Here is a 1,433-nt window from a genome sequence, read left to right on the forward strand (position 1 = left end):
TCAACACTACAAATGTGTTGGATTCTAAATAACTCTGTGCTGAGAATATCTGTTAAAGTCCAAGTACTTGTAATCTCAAAAGTGCCCAAGGATTGCCAAGACATCTTACACTGTTGGGTTAACTAAATTATCTGGAAACTGACTAGTGTCAACTGCAATTTCTCACCTAAAGCAGTAAAAGTAAGACTCATAGCAAATTATCAACTTTAAATTCAATCGTTTCAAGTTTGGCTCTAATTGCCCCTAGCGTATCTTCTGTTGAGTCGCTTACGGTTCCTGTGTACACCCAAACACCCAAACACCCAAGGTCACTTCTTCAATCCAAGGCATTGCCTCAAAACGCAATCGGTAATCATTGGTAATTTGGGTAAATCTGATTAAATCAATGCTGTTGAGCTTAACAAGAGAGCGGTTGAAATCTGTTTCAGTACTAGGAACACTTCCTAGTCCCTCATAAATCACCGTATCGTCAATATGAATTCCGCCTATTTGCTGATAGAGATATCCAGCACGCAACCAAGTTGGCTTTGCTTTACTTGATGATGCTCCTACCAGCAAAATATGTTTATCGGTGATAAAAGGCAGTTCAACCGGATCGATGATTGGGGCTTTAATTCTGCGATTTTGGGGGTTGCCTGAAAGCTTTTGATAATAGAAAAGCTCCCAAGCGCCAACCGCTCTAATGTCAGCTAGTAATGCCATCGCCTAAGTCCCAATCATCAGCCACTTCAAAAACATCAAAGCCTTGGTCATTGATGAAATCTAAGAGTTGATCCGGGGAAATGTCGCCGTTAAGAAAATCACGGGTTATTGCAGCCCGTTCCATCATCAAGCTCAATTCCTCGGAGAATTCAATATCAGACTGACCTGGATACCAAATGGCAGGAGTGGAAATATTAATCATCAGCCGCTAGCGCCTATGGGGTAACGCTCTGATTCAAACCAGACGCGCCCATAACTACCACCAAGGTTGTCTTTGACAGCGGTAAAAATCCCCTTGACTTTTGTATCAAGGTTAGTAGGAGTGTCAGCAGTGACTGCCGCAGAATAATTGTATTGAGCATTGCTGCCTCTAGACCCTCTACCATAACGAGTGTAAGGGCGGTTTGAACCTTTGGCGCGAACAGTACTAGGGGAGCTATCAGATACCATCGCGTGCATTTGGGCTGGCACAAAACCACGAGGAGCTTTGGGGTCAGTGCCTACGGCTGCTAAACCCAGTGCTGTAATTCCTCCGAAAAACTGTATCCCGGCCGCAGATACCTGAATGGTTAAAGCTGCATCTGCCTCGGCTAATGGAGAAAGCACGGCATATTTAACAGCAGTTTTTGGGCGGCGTTGAGTAGCTGCTCCATCTTCTTTTTGTGGTGGGTTATAAGCTTCTCTTGCCTTGGCGTACTTAAGCTGGTTTTCTAGTTCACGAGCGCTCTTGC

At 44.3% G+C, this 1,433-nt stretch carries 3 protein-coding genes; all 3 read right to left on the minus strand.

Features of this window, described 5'->3' with window-relative positions:
• Positions 1-267 precede the first annotated feature (267 nt).
• Positions 268-702 carry a hypothetical protein gene (locus RM368_RS38470; protein WP_322698930.1) on the minus strand — a complete coding sequence of 145 codons (435 nt, stop codon included), beginning with the start codon at positions 700-702 and terminating at the stop codon, positions 268-270.
• A complete protein-coding gene (locus tag RM368_RS38475) occupies positions 686-904 on the minus strand; it encodes a hypothetical protein (RefSeq protein ID WP_322698931.1) in 219 nt (72 codons plus the stop codon). Before RM368_RS38475 ends, RM368_RS38470 begins: the two co-directional genes overlap by 17 nt.
• Positions 904-1,433 (minus strand): hypothetical protein (locus RM368_RS38480; RefSeq protein WP_322698932.1); only part of this gene is annotated, 530 nt, incomplete at its 5' end. The genes RM368_RS38480 and RM368_RS38475, both read right to left, overlap by 1 nt.

The sequence above is a fragment of the Nostoc sp. DedSLP03 genome, assembly GCF_034530815.1.
Classification (GTDB): domain Bacteria; phylum Cyanobacteriota; class Cyanobacteriia; order Cyanobacteriales; family Nostocaceae; genus Nostoc.